This window comes from Profundibacterium mesophilum KAUST100406-0324 (assembly GCF_009835145.1).
GTDB lineage: Bacteria > Pseudomonadota > Alphaproteobacteria > Rhodobacterales > Rhodobacteraceae > Profundibacterium > Profundibacterium mesophilum.
The window spans coordinates 41,911-59,830 of record NZ_APKE01000005.1; the positions used below are offsets into that span (position 1 = coordinate 41,911).

Below are 17,920 nucleotides of genomic sequence, written 5' to 3' on the forward strand. Positions count from 1 at the left end.
TGGCGCCAGAGGGGGGAGCCGGGTACGATTGCGCGCGGACCCTAGCCCCGGTGCGCCGCGTTGCCAAGTTCGTGAATTGGAGTCCATGCCTTGCCCGTCTATTTTATCACGATGAAATGGCTTCCCCTTCTTCTTCTGACCTGTGCGCCGGCATTCGCCGCCGGGGTGCAGGGAATGCCCGCCGCCGAGCCTGTCCCGCATCAGTCCCGCCCCTCGATGGGCCTTGCGGACGCGATGACACAGCTGCGCCGGGGCAACTGGTCCGGCGCGCTCGAAGCGGCGGCGCGGCACGGCCCCGTCGGGCGCGACATCATCGAGTGGCACCGTTTGCGGGCCGGCCTCGGCACCTTCGACGAGGCATTGAGCTTCAGCAGGCGCCGCGCCGACTGGCCCGGCATGCCCTACCTGCGGCAGCGCTCCGAGAAGGCGGTGCCGCTCGAGGGACGGGCGCCGGACGTGATCGACTTCTTCTCGAGCAATGCCCCGACGACGGGAAACGGCGCCCTGGCGCTGAGCATGGCCTTCTCGCAGATCGGCGCGCAGGGCGACGCGGAGGCACAGGCGGCGCTGGCCTGGCTCGAGCTGCCGATGGATGCCGAGACCGAGCGGATGCTCCTGGCCCGCTACGGCCGCGCGCTCGAGGGTCTGCACGAGGCACGGCTCGACGCGCTCTTGTGGGAGGGCGCGCCGGCAGCCGCGCGCCGCGCGATGACGCGGGTCGGTGCGGGCTGGCAGGCGCTGGCCGAGGCGCGTTTGCTCCTGCGCACGATGGGCGAGGGCATCGACGCCGCGATCGCCGCGGTGCCGGAGGCGCTCGCGGATGACGCGGGTCTGGCCTATGAGCGGTTCCGCTGGCGGATGGCGAAGGGGCGGCGGGACTCGGCGATCGAACTGCTGGCCGCCCGCAGCAGCTCCGCGGAGGAGCTTGGCCGACCGGAATTGTGGGCCCGAGCCCGGCGCGACCTGGCCCGCGCCGAGATGCGCGGCGGCGATCCCGAGCGCGCCTATGCCATCGCCGCGTCGCACTGGTTGACCGAGGGTTCGGATTTCGCCGATCTCGAATGGCTCTCGGGGTATCTCGCGCTGACCTATCTCGATCAGCCGCAGCGCGCGGTGGAGCATTTCAAGCGGTTCCGCTCGCGTGTCGAGACGCCGATTTCGCTGGGGCGCGCCGGCTATTGGGAGGGCCGCGCGCAGGAGGCGGCGGGCAACATGGAGGCGGCCCGCAACGCCTATGCCTTCGGGGCGGAATTTCAGACGAGCTTCTACGGGCTGCTGGCCGCCGAGCGGGCGGAGCTGCCGCTCGATCCGCTTCTGACCGGTGCGGAGAGCTTTCCGCCGCTTTCGGAAGCCAGCTTCCGTGACAGCGCGGCGCTGGAGGCGGGCCTGCTGCTTCAGGCGGCGGGCGAGCGCGCGCTTGCCGAGCGGTTCTTCATCACGATCGGCGAGACCCTGCCGCGCGCGGAGCTTGGAACGCTCGCCGACCTCGCCCTGCGCCTCGGCGAGCCGCATCTGGGGCTGATGATCGCCAAGGAGGCCGCGCGCCAGGGGCACGAGATCGCGAAAGCCTATTACCCGGTCGTCGATCTGGGGGTCGAGGATATGCCCGTGGCGCGTGAGCTGGCCCTGGCCATCGCGCGGCGCGAGAGCGAATTCGACCCGGGCGTAAGCTCGGGTGTGGGGGCGAGCGGCCTGATGCAGCTGATGCCGGGCACCGCACAGGATGTCGCCAGGCTCCTGGGGTTGCCCTATTCGAAAGAGCGCCTCTTTTCCGATCCCAGCTATAACGCGACGCTGGGGAGCGCCTATCTCGCGGGGTTGATCAACCGCTTCGGGAACAACCCGATCCTCGTCGCGGCAGGATACAATGCCGGCCCCGGGCGCCCGATGCGCTGGATGAAGGAGCGCGGCGATCCGCGCGGTGCCAGGGTCGACATGATCGACTGGATCGAGCACATCCCCTTCGACGAAACCCGCAACTACGTGATGCGCGTGGCCGAATCGCTGCCGGTCTATCGCGCGCGGCTCGAAGGCCGGGTCCGTCCCCTCGATTTCAGCGCGGAGATCGCCGGGCGCTAAGCCGGACGGCTTGCCCCTCGCGCCGAACGCGCGGCTTGTTCCTCGCGCGCCGAACGCGCGGCTTATTCCTCGGGCAGCCGGGCCGGCAGGTCCGGCGCCGCGCCTACGTCGTCGGGGCGTTCGGGGATCACAGCGGGCGCCGGCGCACGGCTTTTCTCGCTCTCGGTGTTTCCCGCCGTCCCGCGGGTCGGGGTGTCCGGCGCCTCCTCGGGGATCACCGCCGGGGCGGGCCGCGCCTTCGGAGCGTCATCCGCGCCGCCCCCGGCGCCGGTTGCCGCCGCCTTCGATGAAGCGGATGCCTTCGGTGAAGCAGGTACGGGGCTTGCCGTCTCTTCGGCTGTGGCGCCTTGGGGCGTGCCGACCCCCGCCGCGCGCGCCCTCGCGGCCGCTTCGGCCGGCCGGCGCGGGGGGCGCAGGCGCGGCAGGCGATCCTGCGCCTGCGCTCCGTCCGCGGGGGCGGCCGCGGGACCGTCGCGTGCCGCGGTCTTCGCCTCGTCCCCCGCTCCCGCCCCAGGTCCGGCTGCTGCCGGCGTGCAGGCGCCGTATCTGAACGCGTATCCGTTCCAGACCATGATCAGCCCGCCATCGGCGGCGCGCATGAACATCGCGCGGTCGCTCCAGCTGTGCCCCTTGGCGCTGCACCGCATGTCATAGAGCACGGCATCCATCTTGCGCACGGGCACGGGCGCGGTCATCTCGCATTGGCTGCCGACGCCATAGAAGATGCCATCCTCGACCTTCACCGACCCGTCATCCCTGTCATCGGGCATGCAGGTGGCGCCGGCATCCGGGCTCCAGAGGCCGTCGAATGTCGATTGCGCCCCGGCGGGCGTGCCCGCAAGGCCCACAAGGCCCAACGCCAATGCCGTCCAGAGCGGCAGGCGCGGTGAAGGCGGTGCCGCGGCGGCGGCGTTGGTCGGACGGCACAGCGCCGCAACGGTAACATGTCTCATGACATCCATCATAGCGCGCTTTGCGCATCGGTCTATCACTCTTGACACAGGGTGTCCGGCAGCGCTGGACCCGCAGGGGCGGCTGCCGTAGTTTCCGGGCACCTGCGAAGGGACCGGCCATGCCCGGTCCAAAGGCCATGACGGTCATTGGGAAGAAGGACAAAGATGCTCAGAGCGCCAGACATAACCGCCGGCAAGCGCGAGCTGACGCAGGCGCGCAAGGCGGCGCGGGGGCTCTTCTGGGTCGTCGGGATCTTCAGCTTCTTCGTCAATCTCCTGATGCTGACCGGACCGCTCTTCATGTTGCAGGTCTATGACCGGGTGCTTGGAAGCCGCTCGGAGGAGACGCTGCTCGCGCTCTTCATCCTGATGGCTTTCCTCTTCGGGATCATGGGGCTCATCGATTTCGCGCGCGGGCGCATCCTGTCGCGGATCGGGGCGGGGTTCCAGGCACGGCTCGATCACCGGGTCTTCGCCGCGGTGCTGCGCCGCGCGACGCTGACCGACAACGAGGACGGACAGAACAACCTGCGTGATCTGGAGGCGGTGCAGCGGCTTCTTTCCTCCCCGGTGCTCAGCGCCTTCTTCGACATCCCCTGGACCCCGATCTTCCTTGCGATCATCGCGATCTTCCACCCGCTGCTCGGACTTCTGGCGATCGGGGGCGGCGGGGTCCTCGTCGTGGCGGCATTGCTCAACCAGTCGATGACCCGCGGCGCGCTCGACAGCTCCAACGCGGCCGGGGTGCGGGCCGAGAGGATGTCCGAGCAGATCCGCCGCGAGGCGGAGATGGTGCGATCGCTGGGAATGCAGGAATCGACCTTCCAGCGCTGGCGCTCGTTGCGCAGCGCGGCGTTGCGCGCCAACATCGAGGCCAGCGACAAGGGCGGCGGCTTCAGCGCGATCTCCCGCACGTTCAGGCTGTTCTTGCAATCGGCGATGCTGGCGCTGGGGGCCTGGCTCGTGCTGCGCGGCGAGCTGACCGCCGGCGGGATGATCGCGGCGTCGATCATGCTGGGCCGTGCCCTTTCCCCCGTGGACACGATCATCGCGCAATGGCAGGTCGTGCAGCGCGCGCGGCAGGGCTGGGGGCAGCTCGCCAGGCTGCTGGGACAGATCGGCGAGGAGCCGCCGCGCACCGCGCTGCCGCGTCCGCGTGCCCGCCTGAGCGTGATCCAGGCCACCATCATTCCCCCCGGCGAGCAGCAGGCTTCCGTCAGGATGGTCTCCTTCGACGTGGAGCCCGGCGAGGCGGTGGGCATCATCGGTCCCTCGGGCTCGGGCAAGTCCACGCTGGCGCGGGCCATCGTGGGGGCATGGCGCTGCTCGGGCGGCAAGATCAGGCTCGACGGCGCGGCGCTCGAGCAATACGAGCCGGACGTTCTCGGCCGGCATATCGGCTACCTGCCGCAACGGGTGCAGCTCTTCGATGGCACGATCGCCGAGAACATCGCGCGGCTCAGCCCCGATGCCGACGACGCGGCCATCGTCACCGCGGCGCGCAAGGCGGCGGCCCATGAAATGATCCTGAAGCTGCCCGATGGCTACGACACCCGTGTGACGGCCGCCGGCGGCCGCTTGTCGGGCGGGCAGGTACAGCGCATCGGGCTTGCGCGGGCGATGTATGGCGAGCCGGTGCTGCTCGTGCTCGACGAGCCCAATTCCAATCTCGACAACGAGGGCAGCGAGGCGCTGAACCTCGCGATGCGCGAGGTCAAGCAATCGGGCGGCGCGGTCCTGATCATGGCGCACCGGCCGGCGGCGATTCGCGAATGCGACAAGCTTCTGGTGCTCGAGGGGGGAATGCGCCGTGCCTACGGGCCGCGCGACGAGGTGTTGCGCGCCACCGTCACGAACCATTCGGCGATTGCCGCCAGCCAGGGCCAGACAGGGGGCGTGTCATGAGCGAGACCCGCATATGGTCTGCGCGCGGGCCGCTTCTGCTGGGCTTCATGGCGCTCTTGCTGCTGGTCGCGGGCTTCGGCACCTGGTCCACCTTCACCCAGATCTCGGGCGCCATCGTCGCGCCGGGGCAGATCGAGGTGGAGCGCAACCGCCAGGTGGTCCAGCATCCCGATGGCGGGGTGGTCGACGAGATCCTCGTCAGCGAAGGCGACGAGGTCACGGCCGGCGAAGTGCTCATCAGGCTCGATTCGACCCTGCTGCGCGCAAGGTTCGAAACCGCCGAAAGCCAGCTCTACGAGTTCATGGCGCGGCGCGCGCGCCTCGAGGCCGAGCTCGATGGCGCCACCGAGATCACCTTTCCCGCCGAGCTGCGCGAGGCGGCGGATGCGCGGCCGGAGCTGCGCGAGCTGCTCGAGGGGCAGGAACGCCTCTTTGCCGCCCGTGCCGAATCGCAACGCAAGTCCGAAGAGCAGCTCGCCGGGCGCAGCACCCAGATCGAGCGGCAGATCGAGGGGATCGAGGCGCAGCAGGCCGCGCTCACCTCCCAGATCGAGCTGATCGGCGAGGAGCTCAGCAGTCAGCAATCCCTGCTCGACAGGGGGCTCGCGCAGGCCAGCCGGGTGCTGTCGCTGCAACGCGAGGATGCGCGCCTGCGCGGCTCGGTGGGCGATCTGACGGCAAAGGCCGCGGAGGCCGCCGAGCGTATCGCGGAGATCGAGATCGAGCTTTTGCAGCTCGACAACCGCCGCCGCGAGGAGGCGATCACGCAGATCCGCGATCTGCAATTCCGCGAGGTCGAGTTCCGCGAGACGCGCGATACGCTGAAGGAACAGCTCGACCGCCTCGAGATCACCGCGCCCGTCTCGGGTATCGTCTACGGGCTGACCGTCTTCGCCGAACGCTCGGTGATCCGCCCGGCCGACACGGTCCTCTATCTCATCCCGCAGGACCGCCCGCTCCTGATCGCGGCGCAGGTGCTGCCGATCCATGTCGACCAGGTCCACGTGGGGCAGGAGGTCATCTTGCGCTTCCCCGCCTTCGATGCGCGCACCACGCCGGAGCTGACCGGAACGGTCAGGCAGCTTTCGGCGGACGCCTTCACCGACGATACGACCCGCTCGACCTTCTACAGGGCCGAGATCGACCTGCTGCCGGGACAGATCGAACGTCTCGGTGCCACGCGCGTCCTGATCCCCGGCATGCCGGTGGAGGCCTTCCTGCGCACCGCCGACCGGACGCCGATCGCCTATCTGGTGAAGCCTCTGACCGATTACTTCACCAAGGCATTCCGCGAAAGCTGAGCCCGCGCCGCGGCGCGGATTGCAAGCGTCGCGCCCATGCGCCACTCTGCGCGCGGCGCGCCCCCGGTCCCGGCGGGCGCCGTGCAAAGGAGAGCCATGAGATGAGCCGCAAGATCGAAGAGCGTCTCGCCGCGCTGGGTGAAAGCCTGCCGGACGCGCCCGCACCGGCCGCCAATTACGTCCCCTTCGTCAGGAGCGGTGCCCTGCTGCATGTTTCGGGACAGATCAGCCAGGATGCGGACGGGCTGATCGTCGGCAAGCTCGGCCGCGATCTGGAGCTCGCCGACGGGGTGCGCGCGGCGCGCCGCTGCGCCCTGTCGCTTCTGGCGCAGGTGCGCGCAGCGGCGGATGGCGATCTCGACCGTCTCGTCAGGGTCGTCAAGCTCACCGCCTTCGTCAATTCCGCACCCGATTTCATCGATCAGCCCAAGGTCGTGAACGGCGCCTCCGACCTGATGGTCGAGCTGCTTGGCGATGCGGGGCGCCATGCCCGCTCGGCCGTGGGTGCTGGGGCCCTGCCGCTTGGCGTCGCGGTGGAGATCGAAGGCATTTTCGAGCTGTCATGACCCTGCCCGGCGTCTTCCGGGCCCGTCCGCTCGCCCATCGCGGCCTGCATGGCGAGGGGCGCGCCGAGAATTCCATGGCAGCCTTTCTCGCCGCGGGCGAGGCGGGCTATGGAATCGAGCTCGACGTGCAGCCGAGCGCCGATGGCGCGGCGATGGTGTTCCATGACACCACCTTGGGGCGCATGACCGGCCGGGAGGGGCGCATCGACGCGCTGACCGCGGACGAGCTTGCCCGCTGCGCCCTGCGCGGCGGCGGCGTGATCGACACGCTTGCGCATGTGCTGGCGCGTGTCGGTCAGACGCCGGTGCTCGTCGAGATCAAGGACCAGGCCCGCGATCCGCTCGGCCCGGTGGACGGACGGCTGGAGAAGGCCGTCGCCGCCGCGCTCGCCGCGCATCGGGGGCCGGCCGCGGTGATGTCGTTCAATCCCGCCTCCATGCGCCTGATGCGCGAATTCGCCCCGCATGTGCCGCGCGGCCTGACCACCTGCGCCTTCGAGTCGGATGCCTGGGGAATCGCGCCCGAGCACGCCGCCCGGCTCGCCGCGATCGAGGACTACACGCAGGTGGGCGCCGGTTTCGTCAGCCACGATGCCGCCGATCCGGACCGCCCGGCGCTGGGGGCGGTCCGCGCCTCCGGCGGCGCGGTGCTGTGCTGGACCATCAAGAGCCGCGCGCAGGAGATCGCCGCGCGGCGCTGGGCCGACAACATCACGTTCGAGCGATACCGCCCCGCAACCGACCCCGCCACCGCTTGACGCCCACCCCGCAAGGCCCAGATGATCGAGCCATGCACAATGACATCAAAGCACAGTCCGGCGCATCCCCGGACGCGGTCGCGGACCCCGGACGGGATGGCGAGACGGCACTCGAGATCGAGATCAGCGCCCATGGGCGGATCGACGAGATCGACCCCGCGCATTGGGATGCCTGCGCGGCACCCGAAGCCGCCGATGGCGGCCGGCCGCGCGATCCCTTCACCACGCATCGCTTTCTCGCCGCGATCGAGAGGAGCGGCTCGGTCGGGCCGGGAACCGGCTGGCAGCCGCGCTATCTGGTGGCGCGCGGCCCGGATGGCCAGCCGATCGCCTGCGCGCCGCTCTATGCCAAGGGGCACAGCCAGGGCGAGTATGTCTTCGACCACGGCTGGGCACAGGCCTATGAGCGTGCCGGCGGGCGCTACTATCCCAAACTGCAAATGGCAGTGCCCTTCACCCCCGCGACGGGGCGGCGTTTCCTGACCAGGCCCGGTTTCGAGGCGGCGGGGCAGGCCGCGCTCCTGCAAGGCGCGACGCAGATCGCCGAGGCCAATGGCCTCTCCTCGCTGCATGTCACCTTCTGCACGCAGGAGGAGGCCGAGCGCGGCACCCGGATGGGTCTTTTGCACAGGACCGGGCAGCAGTTTCACTGGATCAACCGCGATTACGCGGATTTCGACGCTTTCCTCGGCTCGCTCAGCTCGCGCAAGCGCAAGACCCTGCGCAAGGAGCGCCAGGGCGCGCAGGCCTTCGGCGGCGAGATCGTGCAACTGACCGGGGAGGAGATCACGCCCGAGCATTGGGACGCTTTCTGGGAGTTCTACCAAGATACCGGCGCGCGTAAATGGGGACAGCCCTACCTGACGCGGCATTTCTTCGACATCGCTCAGGAGACGTTGCGCGACGATTGCCTCCTCGTGCTCGCCCTGCGCGGCGGCGTGCCGGTCGCAGGCGCGCTGAACCTGATCGGCAGGGACACGCTCTACGGGCGCTACTGGGGCTGCACCGAAGATCATCCCTTCCTGCATTTCGAACTGTGCTACTATCAGGCAATGGATTACGCGATGGCACATGGGCTCGCCCGGGTCGAGGCGGGGGCGCAGGGCGAGCACAAGCTGGCGCGCGGCTATCTTCCCGCACCCGTTCACTCGCTGCACTGGTTGGCGGAGCCGTCCTTCACCCGCGCCGTCGAGGAGTTCCTCGTTGCCGAGCGCGCGGCCGTGGACGAGGAGATCGAGATCCTCACCGGCTACGGCCCCTTCCGCCGCAGCGCGCCGGCGGAGACCGAATGAGCGGGCCGCTCACCGGCTCCGAGCGCAGCGCCGCCCTCGCCCCGTTGCTGGAGCGTGGCTGGCGCGAGACAGCGGATGGGCGGGCCATCACCAAGCAGTTCGCGTTCGCCGATTTCACCGAGGCCTTCGCCTGGATGACCCGCGTGGCCCTGCGTGCTGAGAAGGCGAACCACCATCCCGACTGGTCCAACAGCTATGCCAAGGTCACGGTTTCGTTGACAAGTCACGACACGAATGGTCTGACCCGGCGCGATATCGACCTTGCAAGCTGGATGGAGAAGGCGGCGGATGCTTGATGGAATGTTCAACACCCAGCTGATCGGCGGCAAGTCCCTGGCGGACCTGCTGACCCTCGAGTTCCTGATCTCGATCCTGGGCGATGTGCTGGCGGCGATCGTCATCCTGGTGCTCGGCTTCGCCATCGCGGGCTGGGTCGGGCGGCGCATCGCGGCGATCGGCGGACGCAATCCGCATCTCGACGTCACGCTCTTCAACTTCCTCGGCAACCTGGTGCGCTACGCGATCCTCGCCTTCGCCGCGCTCTTCATCCTCAACACGTTCGGGGTGCAGACGACCTCGGTCGTCGCGGTGATCGGCGCGGCGGGCCTCGCGATCGGCCTCGCGCTCCAGGGGACCCTGTCGAACGTGGCGGCGGGGGTGATGCTGATCTTCTTCAGGCCGATCAAGGCCGGCGATTTCGTCGAGGTCAACGGTCAGATGGGCACGGTGAAGGAGATCAACCTCAACTTCACCGAACTGGCCTCCATCGGCAACGTGCAGATCATCATTCCCAATTCCGAGGTCTGGGGAAACACGATCACCAATTACTCGGTCTATCCCACGCGCCGGGCCGAGTGGATCTTCGGCGTCTCCTACGAGAGCGATCTGAAACTGGCCGAGCGGGTGATCTTCGAGACGGTGATGGCCGATCCGCGCAGCATGTCGGAGCCCGAGCCGTTCATCCAGGTCAACAACCTGGGCGATTTCTCGGTGGATTTTCTGGTGCGGGTCTGGGTGCCGAGCGCCGATTACTTCGCCTACCAGGCCGACATCAAGCGCGCGGTGAAGGACGCCTTCGACGCGCATGGCATCGACATTCCCTTCCCCACGCGAACCGTCCACACCGCCGCAAGCTGACGGCAGGGGGCGGCACGGCCCAGGACCGCGCGGACGAAACGCGCGGCGCCCCCCCCATCCGCGCGCCTTTCTCAGATCGCCGCGAGAAGCGCTTCGCCGCCCGAGCGCTCGCACACGCCGCGCGCCTCTTCCATGTGAAGCACCTTGACCTCGCCATCCTCGGCATAGAGGGCATAGCGCATCGAGCGGTCGTAAAAGCCCACCGCCTCGGCGGTGAAGTTCATCCCGATCGCTTTCGTGAAGCTGGCATCCGCATCGCTGAGCATCGTGATCCCGGCCTCGGCAGCGCCGCTGGTCTTGCCCCAGTAGCGCATCACATGCGGATCGTTCACCGCGACGCAGATGATCTCGTCCACGCCCTTCTTGGCAAAGGCATCCCGGGTGCGGATGAAGCTGGGAACATGGGCGCTGTCGCAGGTCGGGGTGAACGCGCCCGGCAGGCCGAAGATCACCACCTTGCGCCCCGCCAGCCGTTCGTTCAGCGAGACCTGACGCGGGCCCTCGTCATCGATTGCCAGAAGGGTCGCGTCGGGCAACCTGTCACCTTGTTTCAAGCTCATTTCTCCGTGCTCCTTCCCTGATTGCGTTGACATCGCGGGCACATGTAGGCTCATCGCCGAAGTGAACTAGCAGAGGGACGCACGATGCGCCATGTGATCGTGATCGGTGGCGGGCAGGCTGGAGCCTCCCTCGTCGCCCGGCTGCGCGGCCGGGGATTCGACGGCAGGATCACCCTTGTCTGCGGCGAGACGTCACCGCCCTACCAGCGGCCGCCGCTCTCCAAGGCCTACCTGCTGGGCCGCCTCGAGAAGGAGCGGCTCTTCCTACGCCCGGCCGCCTTCTACGAGGAGAACGGGATCGAGCTGCGTCTCGGCCAGATGGCGGAGCGGATCGAGCCCGCGGCCCGGCGCGTGCGCGTGGGCGGCGACTGGCTCGCCTATGACGCGCTGGTCCTGGCCACCGGCGCCGCGCCCCGCCGTCTGCCCGAGGCGATGGGCGGCACGCTCGGCGGGGTGCATGTGCTGCGCGATCTGGAGGATGTCGATGGGATGCGCGCCTCCTTCGTCGAGGGCCGACGGGCGCTGATCGTGGGAGGGGGCTATATCGGGCTCGAGGCGGCGGCGGCCGCGCGGATGAACGGGATGACCGTGACGCTTGTCGAGACGGCGGAGCGGATCCTGCGCCGCGTCGCCGCTCCGCAGACCTCCGACTATTTCCGCGCGCTGCACGAGCGGAACGGTGTCGATCTGCGCGAGGGGGCCGGGCTCGACCGGCTCGAGACGGCGCAGGGCGCCGTGTCCGGCGGTGCGGTTGCGGCGGCGCGGCTTTCGGACGGCGCGCGGATCGAGGTGGACCTGGCCCTGGTGGGGATCGGGGTAAGCGCCCGCGACGCGCTCGCCCGCTCGGCGGGGATCGAGACCGGTCCGGCGCCCTCGGGCGGCATCGTCGTCGACGCGCTGGGACGCAGTTCGGCACCGGGTGTCTGGGCTGCCGGCGACTGCACGCTGCTGCCGCATGAAGGCGAAATGATCCGCCTTGAATCGGTGCAGAACGCGATCGACCAGGCCGAGGCGGTGGCCGACAACATCATGGGCGCCGATACCCCCTACGTGCCGCGTCCCTGGTTCTGGTCCGACCAGTATGACGTGAAGTTGCAGATCGCCGGGCTGGGGACGAACGCGGACCGGATCGTGGTCCGCGAGGGCGCCGCCCCCGCCCAGCGCAGCCACTGGTATTTCCGCGGCAAGCGCCTGATCGCGGTGGATGCGATGAACGATGCGCGCGGCTACATGATCGGCAAGAGGCTGATCGAGGCGGACCGCTCGCCCGATCCCGATCTCGTGGCCGATCCCGGCGTCGATCTCAAGGCGCTGCTCGCGTCATGAGGATCATCGGCGGGGCGCATCGCGGACTGGCCCTCGCGAGCGTCGGCAAGGGTGATGCGGCCGCGCATCTGCGCCCGACCACGGACCGGGTGCGCGAGAGTCTCTTCAACCTGCTGGCGGGGGGCGGGCACGGGCCGAACCCGGTTCCGGGCGCGCAGGTGCTCGACCTGTTCGCGGGGACCGGGGCGCTGGGCCTCGAGGCGCTGTCGCGCGGCGCGGCGCGGGTGAGCTTCGTCGAGAAGGGGGATGCCGCCGCGCGGCTGATCCGGGAGAACATCGCGAAATGCCGGGCTCAGGAGATCACGCGGCTGCTGCGCCGCGATGCGCGTCGGCTCGGCGAGAACTCGGGCGCGGCGCATGATCTGGTCTTTCTCGATCCGCCCTACGGCAAGGCGCTGGGAGAGGCGGCGCTCGCCGCGGCGCTGGATGGCGGCTGGATCGCGCCGGGCGCGCTCGTCGTCTGGGAGGAAAGCGTCCCGCCACAGCTTCCCGCGGGGCTGATCCCGAGCGGGCAACGCCGCTACGGCGATACCTGGATCACCCTCGCCCGCGTCGCCGAAGCCTGACGGCGCGCGCGCGAGGCGGGGCTCACGGGCTTCGTCCCCCGGCGCGGCGCGGTGGCGCGGGGCCCGTCAGCGCCAGGTGGGGTGAAACAGGTTGCCCGGCGAGAGGGTGAAGATCTCCGCACCCTGCGCGGTGACGCCGACGGAATGCTCGAACTGCGCCGAGAGCGACTTGTCGCGCGTCACGGCCGTCCAGTCATCGGCGAGCACCTTGGTTTCGGGCCGGCCGAGATTGACCATCGGTTCGATGGTGAAGAACATGCCTTCCTCCAGCACCGGTCCCGTGCCGGGACGCCCGTAATGCAGGACATTGGGCGGCGCGTGGAACACCCGGCCAAGCCCGTGCCCGCAGAAATCGCGCACCACGCCCATCCGCTCGCCCTCGACATGGCTCTGGATCGCATGACCGATATCGCCAAAGGTATTGCCCGGCCGTACCGCCTCGATCCCCTTGAAGAGCGCGTCATGCGTCACCTCGATCAGGCGCTCGGCCTTGCGCGGCAGCTTGCCGGCGACATACATCCGGCTGGTATCGCCGAACCAGCCATCGACGATCACCGTCACGTCGATGTTGAGGATGTCGCCGTCCTTGAGCTTCTTGTCGCCCGGAATGCCATGGCAGACCACGTGGTTGACGCTGATGCAGCTGGCGTGCTGATACCCCTTGTAGCCGATGGTGGCGGAGGTGGCGCCGGCCTCTTCGACCATCCGGGTGATCATGGCGTCGAGCGCGCCGGTGGTCTGGCCCACCTCGACATGGGGCGCGACATCGTCGAGGATGCGCGCGGCGAGGGCGCCGGCCTTGTGCATGCCGGCAAAATCGGCTGCGTCGTGAATTCGGATGCCGTCCTTGGTCAGACGGCCGCGATTTGTCTCGTCCAACTTGCGGCTCCATGGAAAATTCAGCCCAAAGCATACGCGGATCGCGTGCGAAGTTCCAGCATCCAGGTCAGCGGGACAGGCCCCGGCGACCGGGCGGTGGGCGGCGGGGAATCGCGCGGACCCGGCGGCGCGGGCGCGGTGTGCTTGAATGACACGGCCAGCAGCCTATACCCAGAGCCAGGAGCCCCGGTCACAGGAGACGCGCCGATGCCAAATCCGACAGCCGCCATGCTGGTGATCGGGGATGAGATCCTGTCGGGGCGCACCCGCGATTCGAACCTTCATTACCTTGCCCGCGCCCTGACCGATCACGGTATCGATCTGCGCGAGGCGCGTGTCGTGGCCGACGATGCCGCCGCGATCACCGGCGCGCTGCGCAGCCTGTCCGGGCGGCACGATCATGTCTTCACCTCGGGCGGCATCGGCCCGACGCATGACGACATCACCGCCGATTGCGTCGCCGCCGCCTTCGAGGTGCCGATCGACGTGCGCGAGGACGCGCGGGCGCTGCTTGCGGACCATTACGCGCAGCGCGGCACCGAGCTCAACGAGGCGCGGCTGCGCATGGCGCGCATCCCCGAGGGCGCCGGGCTGATCGAGAACCCGGTCTCGATCGCGCCGGGCTTCACCTTGCGCAACGTGCATGTGATGGCCGGCGTGCCGTCGATCTTCGAGGCGATGCTGGCCTCGCTCCTGCCGCGCCTGACCGGGGGCGCGCCGCTGCTTTCGCAGACGCTTCCGGTGCTGCGCGGCGAGGGCGATATCGCCGGCCCGCTCGGCGCGCTGGCCGCGCGTCATCCCGAGCTCAGCTTCGGCAGCTATCCTTTCGTGAGCAACGGGGTCCACGGATCGAACGTGGTGGTGCGCGGACAGGACGCGGCTGCGGTCAATGCCGCCATGTCCGAACTCTGCGCGCTCTTTCCGGGGGCCGTGGAAGGGGCGCAAGGCGGCGCCGCGCCGGGCGGGGCCATGAAGTGAGCACGGGCCAAGCCGTGCCGGGCCCGGACCAGGCCGCCCCGGGAATGAGCCAGACCGCTCCCACCCGCCTCGAACACGCCCTCGCGCAGACATGGCCCCCCGCCGCGACCATGCGCGCCGGGCCATGGCGGATCTGTGCCGGACGGGGCGGCGGCAAGAGAGTGTCGGCCGCCCGCGCGCTCGAGGCCGGCGCGGCCGGGCAGATCGCCCTTGCCGAACGCGAGATGCAGGCGCTGCGCCAGCCTTGCCTGTTCCAGCTGGGCACGGCGGACGAGGCGCTCGATGCCGCATTGGCGGCGCTGGGCTACCAGGTGATGGACCCGACGGTCTTCTATCATGCCCCGATCGCGCACCTAGCCGAGATGCCTCCGGAGCCGGTGAGCGGGTTCTGGGTCTGGGAGCCGCTGCAGATCATGCGCGACATCTGGCAGGCCGGTGGCATCGGGCCCGAGCGGATCGCGGTCATGCAAAGGGTGAAGGGCCCGAAGATCGGCCTTCTGGGCCGCGCCGCCGACAAGCCCGCCGGCGCCGCCTTCGTGGCGCTCGACGGCGATGTCGCGATGCTGCACGCGGTCGAGATCCTGCCCGAGCTGCGCCGCCACGGGGCGGGGCGGAACCTCTTGCGCCATGCCGTGCAATGGGCCCGGCGCGAGGGTGCGCGGACCTTGGCGCTCGTGGTGCGTGAGGAGAATGCCGCCGCATGCGCGCTCTACGAAGGGCTCGGCATGGAGCTGGCGGGACGTTATCACTACCGCATCCAGCCCCAGGAGGACCGATGACAGACCGTCCGACCGCACTCGACCTGCCGCAGGTCGACCCCCTGCCGCCGCAGACGCGTAAATATTTCGACATCTGCGAGGAAAAGCTCGGCATGGTGCCCAACGTCCTGCGCGCCTATGCATTCGACATCGGCAAGCTGGAGGCCTTTACCGCCCTCTACAACGATCTGATGCTGGGCGAGAGCGCCCTGAGCAAGCTCGAGCGCGAGATGATCGCGGTGGCCGTCTCGTCGGTCAACCATTGCTATTATTGCCTCGTCGCGCATGGCGCGGCCGTCCGGCAACTTTCGGGCGATCCGGTCCTGGGCGAGCAGATGGTGATGAACTGGCGTGTCGCCGATCTGTCACGCCGGCAGGTCGCGATGCTCGAATTCGTCACCAAGCTGACCGAATCCTGTCACAAGGTGGTAGAAACCGATCGTCAGGCCCTGCGCGATGCGGGCTTCGACGATCGCGACATCTGGGACATCGCCTCGGTCGCGGCATTCTTCAACATGACGAACCGCGTTGCCTCGGCAACGGAAATGAAACCGAACGACGAGTATCATTCCTCTTACCGATGACCAGAACCGCACATCTTCGCTTGGCCGTCCTCATGCTGGGTCTATGGACCGCGGCGGGTCCCGGAACGGCCGCGCGCGCTGCCGATGATCCCCGGGCTCTCGCGCCGGACGCTGCCGCCGGGCCGGGCATGCCCGAGCTGGCCTTTCCCGGCCCTGCAAGGCTTGCCGCCCAGCAGACCGCGCGCGGCAGCACCGCGCAATTGCCGGTTTCGCGATGGAGCGCCGGCGGAATGCGCATGAGCCCGGCCCCGGGCGCGCGGGACGGACGGGCGCCGGGCGCCGCGCGCGACATGGCCGCCGGTGCAAGCCCCCGCGAGGGCTCCACCGCGCCGGGCGGCGGCCTTGCCGAGGGGGCGACGGCCACCCTGACGCGGCAAGCTTGGCAGCTGCCGGGATCGACGCTGCAAACCGCGCAGATCGCCGCCGACCTGCGCGGGCAGCTCGTTCGGGCCGGCTACGAGATCGTGTTCGCCTGCGAGGACGAGGCCTGCGGCGGGTTCGACTTCCGCTATGCCCTGCCACTGCTGCCCGAGCCGCAGATGCATGTCGATCTGGGAGATTACAGATATATCGCGGCGCGGCACGAGGCCCCCGGCGGCGGTGCGCTCGTCGCCCTGATGGTCAGCCGCTCCGAGCAGACAGGCTATATCCAGCTCACCCATCTCGCCTCCGGCGCGGCCGGACAGGTCGTCACGTCCAGCAAGTCCGGCGGCCTCCCGGGGCCGCTCGACGGGCCTGCCGCCGAGACGTCGGCAAGCGTTTCGCCTTCCTTCGGCGGGGATCAGGCGGCCGGCGTGACGGCGCGGCTTGCCCAGGCGGGCCGTGCCCCGCTCGACGATCTGACATTCGCGCCGGGCTCGTCGCGGCTCGGGGATGGCCCTTTCGCATCCCTGCGCCAGCTTGCCGATTATCTCGAAGCGCATCCCGGCGCGCAGGCATTGCTCGTGGGTCACAGCGATTCCACCGGCGCGCTGCCACGCAACATCGCCCTGTCGGAGCAGCGCGCGCGGTCGGTCATGGCGCGCCTGTCGGATGGGCTGGGCGTGCCCGCCCGCCAGCTTCGCGCCGAAGGGGCCGGTTTCCTGGCACCGCGCGCCAGCAACGCGACCGCCCAGGGCCGCGCGTCGAACCGGCGCGTCGAGGTGGTCCTGCTGCGCGCCGGCGACGCTCCCTGACACCGCGCATGCAAAAGCGGGGCGCTCGCATGGAGCACCCCGAGGTGGCACGTCACGGCAGTCACGGCGGGAAAAGGTCTACCAGTCGTCGGGGCCCTTCTCTGCGAAGGCATGGACGAGGAAATCGATGAAGGCGCGCACCTTGGGCTGCGTGAAGCGGCCCGGCGGATAGACGGCGTAGATGCCCTGGCTCTCGGCCGGCAGGCCGGGGATCGCTTCCTCCACCAAGCCCGCCTTCAGCGCGTCGGCATAGAGGAAGGAGGGCAGGTAGGCGATGCCGAGCCCGGAGATGGCGGCATTGAGCAGGGACTGGCCGTCATTGACGCTGAGCCAGCCGGCGGTGCGCACCTGGCGCTTCTCGCCGGAGGGCGCGGTCAGCTTCCAGACCGCGCCGTTGGATTGGCTCGAATAATGCAGCAGCTTGTGCTCGTTGAGATCGTCGATCTTCTGCGGGCGGCCGTATTTCTGGAAATATGACGGCGAGCCGATCATCTTCTTCGTGGTCTCGGTCAGCTTGCGTGCCCGAAGGGTGCTGTCTTCCAGCTCACCGATCCGCACGGCCATGTCGAAGCCCTCGGAGATCAGCTCGACATAGCGGTTGTTGAGCACCATGTTCACGGTGATGTCGTTGAATTCCGAAAGGAACTCGCCAAGGACCGGGCTGAGGTGGTTGACCCCGAAATCGGTTGCCACGCTGATCCTCAGCAGGCCCGAGGGCGCCGATTGCATGGAGGTGACGAGCGCGTCGGCCTCGCCGGCATCGTTGAGAACGCGCCGCGCCCGGTCGTAATAGGCAAGACCGATCTCGGTCGGGCTCACCCGGCGGGTGGTCCTGTTCAGCAGCCGTGCTCCGAGCCGCGCCTCCAGGGAGGACACGTGCTTGGAGACGGCGGACTTGGAGATGCCCATCTTCTTGGCGGCATCGGTGAAACCCCCTTGATCGACAACGGTCGCGAAGGCCTCCATTTCCGTCAGTCTGTCCATGTGTCCTGTCCCCTTCTTCTTGCCCAATCTATCGTTTCCAAATCGGGCAGGATTGCGGAGTGCGAAGGACAATATCAGGGTCGATCGGTGATCGTCGCGCGAGGCGAAACAGGGAGGCA

The 17,920-nt window shown here is 69.1% G+C and carries 18 protein-coding genes; 14 read left to right on the plus strand and 4 right to left on the minus strand.

Going from position 1 to position 17,920, the window contains the following annotated elements; all coding sequences use genetic code 11:
• Positions 1 to 90: 90 nt before the first annotated feature.
• Positions 91 to 2,079 (plus strand): lytic transglycosylase domain-containing protein, encoded by a 1,989-nt coding sequence (locus tag PMES_RS01735; RefSeq protein WP_236549660.1) that lies wholly within the window; start codon positions 91 to 93, stop codon positions 2,077 to 2,079.
• Positions 2,080 to 2,141: 62 nt separating this feature from the next.
• On the opposite strand, the gene PMES_RS16560 is transcribed toward PMES_RS01735, so the two are convergent.
• Positions 2,142 to 3,032, minus strand: a complete 891-nt coding sequence (locus tag PMES_RS16560; RefSeq protein WP_201288937.1) for a hypothetical protein — start codon at positions 3,030 to 3,032, stop codon at positions 2,142 to 2,144.
• Between the two features lie 165 nt (positions 3,033 to 3,197).
• Here PMES_RS16560 and PMES_RS01745 point away from each other — a divergent pair, with 165 nt between their 5' ends.
• The 7 genes from PMES_RS01745 (at position 3,198) to PMES_RS01775 (ending at position 9,991) form a co-directional block, all read left to right on the plus strand.
• A complete protein-coding gene (locus PMES_RS01745) occupies positions 3,198 to 4,937 on the plus strand; it encodes a type I secretion system permease/ATPase (protein WP_159963815.1) in 1,740 nt (579 codons plus the stop codon).
• Positions 4,934 to 6,238 carry an HlyD family type I secretion periplasmic adaptor subunit gene (locus PMES_RS01750; RefSeq protein ID WP_159963816.1) on the plus strand — a complete coding sequence of 435 codons (1,305 nt, stop codon included), beginning with the start codon at positions 4,934 to 4,936 and terminating at the stop codon, positions 6,236 to 6,238. Before PMES_RS01745 ends, PMES_RS01750 begins: the two co-directional genes overlap by 4 nt.
• A gap of 101 nt (positions 6,239 to 6,339) precedes the next feature.
• A complete protein-coding gene (locus PMES_RS01755) occupies positions 6,340 to 6,804 on the plus strand; it encodes a RidA family protein (RefSeq protein ID WP_159963817.1) in 465 nt (154 codons plus the stop codon).
• Entirely contained in the window at positions 6,801 to 7,562 is a 762-nt protein-coding gene (locus tag PMES_RS01760; RefSeq protein WP_159963818.1) for a glycerophosphodiester phosphodiesterase family protein, read from the plus strand. Before PMES_RS01755 ends, PMES_RS01760 begins: the two co-directional genes overlap by 4 nt.
• A gap of 32 nt (positions 7,563 to 7,594) precedes the next feature.
• Positions 7,595 to 8,854, plus strand: a complete 1,260-nt coding sequence (locus PMES_RS01765) for a GNAT family N-acetyltransferase (RefSeq protein ID WP_159963819.1) — start codon at positions 7,595 to 7,597, stop codon at positions 8,852 to 8,854.
• The gene (locus PMES_RS01770; protein WP_159963820.1) at positions 8,851 to 9,150 is read left to right on the plus strand and encodes a 4a-hydroxytetrahydrobiopterin dehydratase; all 300 of its coding nucleotides are present in this window, start codon (positions 8,851 to 8,853) and stop codon (positions 9,148 to 9,150) included. The genes PMES_RS01765 and PMES_RS01770 overlap by 4 nt, the downstream gene beginning before the upstream one ends.
• Positions 9,143 to 9,991 (plus strand): mechanosensitive ion channel family protein, encoded by an 849-nt coding sequence (locus PMES_RS01775; protein ID WP_159963821.1) that lies wholly within the window; start codon positions 9,143 to 9,145, stop codon positions 9,989 to 9,991. The genes PMES_RS01770 and PMES_RS01775 overlap by 8 nt, the downstream gene beginning before the upstream one ends.
• Positions 9,992 to 10,062: 71 nt before the next feature.
• Here the strand turns inward: PMES_RS01775 and PMES_RS01780 are convergent, their stop codons facing one another.
• Positions 10,063 to 10,551, minus strand: coding sequence for a peroxiredoxin (locus PMES_RS01780; RefSeq protein WP_159963822.1), 489 nt, complete (start codon positions 10,549 to 10,551; stop codon positions 10,063 to 10,065).
• 84 nt (positions 10,552 to 10,635) lie between these two features.
• Here PMES_RS01780 and PMES_RS01785 point away from each other — a divergent pair, with 84 nt between their 5' ends.
• Both PMES_RS01785 and rsmD read left to right on the plus strand, forming a co-directional pair.
• Positions 10,636 to 11,877: an NAD(P)/FAD-dependent oxidoreductase gene (locus PMES_RS01785; RefSeq protein ID WP_159963823.1), complete on the plus strand. Its 1,242-nt coding sequence runs from the start codon at positions 10,636 to 10,638 to the stop codon at positions 11,875 to 11,877.
• A complete protein-coding gene (rsmD, locus tag PMES_RS01790; RefSeq protein ID WP_159963824.1) occupies positions 11,874 to 12,443 on the plus strand; it encodes a 16S rRNA (guanine(966)-N(2))-methyltransferase RsmD in 570 nt (189 codons plus the stop codon). The genes PMES_RS01785 and rsmD overlap by 4 nt, the downstream gene beginning before the upstream one ends.
• 66 nt (positions 12,444 to 12,509) lie before the next feature.
• On the opposite strand, the gene map is transcribed toward rsmD, so the two are convergent.
• Entirely contained in the window at positions 12,510 to 13,322 is an 813-nt protein-coding gene (gene map / locus PMES_RS01795; protein ID WP_159963825.1) for a type I methionyl aminopeptidase, read from the minus strand.
• Positions 13,323 to 13,529: 207 nt separating this feature from the next.
• On the opposite strand from map, the gene PMES_RS01800 reads away from it, so the two are divergent.
• From PMES_RS01800 to PMES_RS01815, 4 genes are all read left to right on the plus strand, one after another.
• On the plus strand, positions 13,530 to 14,300 hold the full coding sequence (locus tag PMES_RS01800; RefSeq protein WP_159963826.1) for a competence/damage-inducible protein A: 771 nt from the start codon (positions 13,530 to 13,532) through the stop codon (positions 14,298 to 14,300).
• 44 nt (positions 14,301 to 14,344) lie between these two features.
• Positions 14,345 to 15,079, plus strand: a complete 735-nt coding sequence (locus PMES_RS01805; RefSeq protein ID WP_159963827.1) for a GNAT family N-acetyltransferase — start codon at positions 14,345 to 14,347, stop codon at positions 15,077 to 15,079.
• Complete coding sequence (locus tag PMES_RS01810) at positions 15,076 to 15,642, plus strand: peroxidase-related enzyme (RefSeq protein WP_159963828.1); 567 nt, start codon at positions 15,076 to 15,078, stop codon at positions 15,640 to 15,642. Before PMES_RS01805 ends, PMES_RS01810 begins: the two co-directional genes overlap by 4 nt.
• A 236-nt stretch (positions 15,643 to 15,878) precedes the next feature.
• Positions 15,879 to 16,817, plus strand: coding sequence for an OmpA family protein (locus PMES_RS01815; protein ID WP_159963829.1), 939 nt, complete (start codon positions 15,879 to 15,881; stop codon positions 16,815 to 16,817).
• 78 nt (positions 16,818 to 16,895) lie between these two features.
• On the opposite strand, the gene PMES_RS01820 is transcribed toward PMES_RS01815, so the two are convergent.
• On the minus strand, positions 16,896 to 17,801 hold the full coding sequence (locus tag PMES_RS01820) for a LysR family transcriptional regulator (RefSeq protein ID WP_159963830.1): 906 nt from the start codon (positions 17,799 to 17,801) through the stop codon (positions 16,896 to 16,898).
• Between the last annotated feature and the right edge of the window lie 119 nt (positions 17,802 to 17,920).